This window comes from Kitasatospora sp. NPDC091257 (genome assembly GCF_044757675.1).
Lineage (GTDB): Bacteria > Actinomycetota > Actinomycetes > Streptomycetales > Streptomycetaceae > Kitasatospora > Kitasatospora lactacystinica.
The window spans coordinates 1-3,800 of record NZ_JBIVVI010000912.1; the positions used below are offsets into that span (position 1 = coordinate 1).

The window sequence follows — 3,800 nt, forward strand, 5'->3', positions numbered from 1 at the left end:
GGTCGAGGGCGGGCACGACCCGCGCCGCTTCGTCACCGACCTGCTGGAGCGGCTGCGCGACCTGGTGATCCTCGCCACCGTGCCGGACGCCGGGGAGAAGGGGCTGATCGACGCCCCGGCCGACCGGATCGCGGTGATGCAGGCCCAGGCGGACGCGTTCGGCGCGGCCGAGCTGAGCCGGGCCGCCGACATCGTCAACACCGGGCTGACCGAGATGCGCGGCAACGCGGCGCCCCGGCTGCAGCTGGAGCTGATCTGCGCCCGGGTGATGCTGCCGGGCGCCTACAGCGATGAGCTGTCGCTGCAGGCACGGCTGGACAAGCTGGAGCGACGGGCGGCGGCGGGCGGGTTCGCCGCGCCGATGGCGGCCCCGGTGGGCATGCCGATGACGGCCCCGGCGTCGGTTGCCCCGATGGCGGTTGCGCCGGCGGCGGCCGTCCCGGTGGGCGAGGTGCCGGTGGCGCCCGTCCCGGCCGCGCCCCCGGTGCAGGCCGCTCCCGTCCCGGCCGCGCCGCCCGTGCAGGCCGCGCCGCCCGCCGCCCCCGCCGGGTCGGCGCCGGGTGCCTGGCCGATCCCGCGCAGCTTCCCGCCCGCCGGTGGCGCCCCCGCCGCGGCTCCGGCGACGCCCCCCGCGGCGCAGCCGCAGGCGCAGGCGGCCCCGGCCCAGGCGGCTCCCGCTCCCGTGCCCGCTCCGGCCCCCGCCCCGGCGGCGGCTTCCGGCGGGCAGCCGTCGGCGTCCGCGCAGCAGGGCGCCGCGCAGGTGCGGCAGCTGTGGCCGCAGATCCTGGAGGCGGTGAAGAACCGCCGCCGCTTCACCTGGATCCTGCTCAGCCAGAACGGCCAGGTGGCCGGGTTCGACGGCAGCGTGCTCCAGGTGTCCTTCATCAACGCCGGTGCCCGGGACAGCTTTGTCGGCAGCAACAGCGACGACGTGCTGCGCGCCGCGCTGGCCGAGGCGCTGGGTGTGGACTGGCGGATCGAGTGCATCGTCGACCCGTCCGGCGGTGCCGGCGGCCCGGGCGGCGGGGCGCCGAGCGGCGGCGCCCAGGGCGGCGGGGGCTGGGGAGCCCCGGCGCGCCCGGCGGCGGCCGCGCCGTCGATGCCCGCGCCCGCCCCGGCGCCGGTGCAGGCTCCGCCGGTCCAGGCCGCGCCGGCGCCCGTCCAGGTGCCGCCCGTGCAGCCCGCGCCGGTGCAGGCCCCGCCGGTCCAGGCCGCGCAGGCCCGTCCGGTGCGGTCGGTGGCCCCGGAGGACGACATCCCGGAGGCGGACGATCCGGACCTGAAGGAGGACGTGTTCTCCGGGCAGGAGCTGATCATCCGCGAGCTGGGTGCGACGGTGCTGGAGGAGATCCACCACCAGGGCTCCTGAGCCGGGCCCGGGCCCCGCCCGCGTGCGACGGCACCGGCCCGGGCCCGAGCCCCGGCGCCGTCCCCGAGCCGACCCTGAGCCGCCCCGGAGCCGGGCCCCGGTCCGGGCCCCGGAGCGGTGGGCAGCACGTAGGCTCGGCGGTGACGAACGAAGCACCGCATGACAGCCGTGACAGCAAGGAGACAGCCGTGTTCCCCGGTGGTGGCCAGCCCAACATGCAGCAGCTGCTGAAGCAGGCGCAGAAGATGCAGCAGGATTTCGCCAAGGCCCAGCAGGAGCTGGCCGAGACGAAGGTGAACGGTTCGGCGGGCGGCGGCCTGGTCGAGGCGACGGTGACCGGCGCCGGTGAGCTGGTGGCGCTGACCATCGCCCCGGCGGCCGTGGACCCGGAGGACACCGAGACGCTGGCCGACCTGATCCTGGCGGCCGTCCGGGACGCCAACCAGACCGCGCAGAAGATGCAGGCCGAGCGCATGGGCCCGCTGACCCAGGGCCTGGGCGGCGGCATCCCCGGCCTGCCGTTCTAGCGTCGGCCGTTCTAACGTCGGCTCTACGTTCCAGAAGGCCTGAAGTTCAGACGACAGACCTATGTGATTTATGTGGGAGTCGGGCGTCGGGCGCTGTGTCCGACGCCCGATTCGTTGGATGATGGCACCGGAGCATCACCGGCCGTCCGGTACCACCGGTCGTCCGCTACCCGGCCGTCAGGCCACCACCGGCCGCCAGGCCACCACGGACCAGCAGGCCACCACCGGCCGTCACCGGCCACCACCGGGCATACGGCACCATCGACCATCCGAGGGAAGGCGCGACGTTGTACGAGGGCGTGGTTCAGGACCTGATCGACGAACTGGGCAGGCTGCCCGGCGTCGGGCCCAAGAGCGCCCAGCGGATCGCCTTCCACGTGTTGCAGGCCGACCCGACCGACGTGCGCCGGCTGGCCCACGCGCTGCTGGAGGTCAAGGACAAGGTCCGCTTCTGCGCGGTCTGCGGCAACGTCGCGGAGGCCGAGCAGTGCCGGGTCTGCCTGGACCCCCGCCGCGACCTCGCCGTCATCTGCGTGGTCGAGGAGTCCAAGGACGTCGTCGCCATCGAGCGCACCCGCGAGTTCCGCGGCCGCTACCACGTGCTGGGCGGCGCGATCAGCCCCATCGAGGGCGTCGGCCCGGACGACCTGCGCATCCGCGAACTGCTGTCGCGCCTCGCGGACGGCACGGTCACCGAGCTGATCCTGGCCACCGACCCCAACCTGGAGGGGGAGGCGACCGCCACCTACCTGGCCCGGCTCTGCAAGCCGATGGGCCTGAAGGTGACCCGTCTGGCGAGCGGCCTGCCCGTCGGCGGGGATCTGGAGTACGCGGACGAGGTCACCCTCGGTCGCGCCTTCGAAGGGAGACGACTGCTCGATGTCTGACCGGACGATCAACCAGCAGCCCCACACCCCCCACCAGCAGTCCCACGGGGAACCGGGGGCGCACGCCCCGCACATCCACGGTCACGGCTCGGAGCCGGACGACTTCGCCGTGCAGATCGCCGACTCGGTGGAGAGCTTCGTGCTCGCCGTCACCGAGGTCGCCAAGGGCGACGAGCCCGGCAGCGCGGTCTCGCTGCTGCTCCTGGAGGTCTCGCAGCTGCTGCTGGCCGGCGGCCGGCTGGGTGCGATCGAGGACGTCGTCCCGGAGGACCGCTTCGAGCCCGACGCCGGTCCCGAGCCGGACGGCGAGCAGCTGCGCGAGCGCCTCGCCGAGCTGCTCGCGCCGATCGACGTCTACCACGAGGTCTTCGACCCGTACGGCCCGCCGGAGAAGCCCAACGCCTTCCGGATCTCGGACGACCTGGCCGGCGTGGTCAGCGAGCTCCAGCACGGGCTGACCCACTACCGCGAGGGCCGGATCAGCGAGGCGCTGTGGTGGTGGCAGTTCTCGTACCTCTCCAACTGGGGCACGACCTGCACGGCGGTGCTGCGGGCCCTGCAGTCGCTCATCGCCCACGTCCGGCTGGACAGCCCGCTCGGCGCGGTGCCGGACGGCGCGGACACCGACGACGACGGGCTCACCGACGAGCAGCTCGAACAGCAGGCGGGCGACCTGATGGCGGCCGAGCTCGGCCTCGGGCGGTAGGCGGCCTGCTGTCGGCGCCCGGGCACGGCCACGGCCCACGGCCCACGGCCACGGTGGCCGGCAGCCGGTGGGCGGTATTCCGCGACGGCCCTTTCGGATTGTGACGAATACCTCAGCGCCCCGGCCGGAAAGGAAATCCGGCCGGATCGCCGTCCCCCGATCCGCCGATTCTTCGGAGCCGTACCGAATCGCCCGCAGACCTGGCGGCGGAGCCACCCGCACGGCCGCTCACGTGCTGAAACTACCGTCTCACCATATGGAAAGCGCCGGTCGGAGCACCCCTGCTCGGTAGACTGACGACGACCGCACCC

The 3,800-nt window shown here is 74.5% G+C and carries 3 protein-coding genes and 1 pseudogene; all 4 read left to right on the forward strand.

The features are described from left to right. Positions 1-1,369, forward strand: a pseudogene (locus tag ACIQOV_RS31885) (DNA polymerase III subunit gamma and tau); the annotation flags it as partial. Between the two features lie 188 nt (positions 1,370-1,557). Beyond that, positions 1,558-1,896, forward strand: a complete 339-nt coding sequence (locus ACIQOV_RS31890; RefSeq protein WP_359905653.1) for a YbaB/EbfC family nucleoid-associated protein — start codon at positions 1,558-1,560, stop codon at positions 1,894-1,896. A 287-nt stretch (positions 1,897-2,183) separates the two neighbouring features. Then, positions 2,184-2,783 carry a recombination mediator RecR gene (gene recR / locus ACIQOV_RS31895; RefSeq protein WP_316522617.1) on the forward strand — a complete coding sequence of 200 codons (600 nt, stop codon included), beginning with the start codon at positions 2,184-2,186 and terminating at the stop codon, positions 2,781-2,783. Then, positions 2,776-3,489, forward strand: a complete 714-nt coding sequence (locus ACIQOV_RS31900; protein ID WP_359905656.1) for a DUF5063 domain-containing protein — start codon at positions 2,776-2,778, stop codon at positions 3,487-3,489. The genes recR and ACIQOV_RS31900 overlap by 8 nt, the downstream gene beginning before the upstream one ends. Positions 3,490-3,800 lie beyond the last annotated feature (311 nt).

Excerpts from the sequence above, each read along its gene's own strand:
- ACIQOV_RS31900 (WP_359905656.1), top strand. The coding sequence starts at position 2,776 with ATGTCTGACCGGACGATCAACCAGCAGCCCCACACCCCCCACCAGCAG.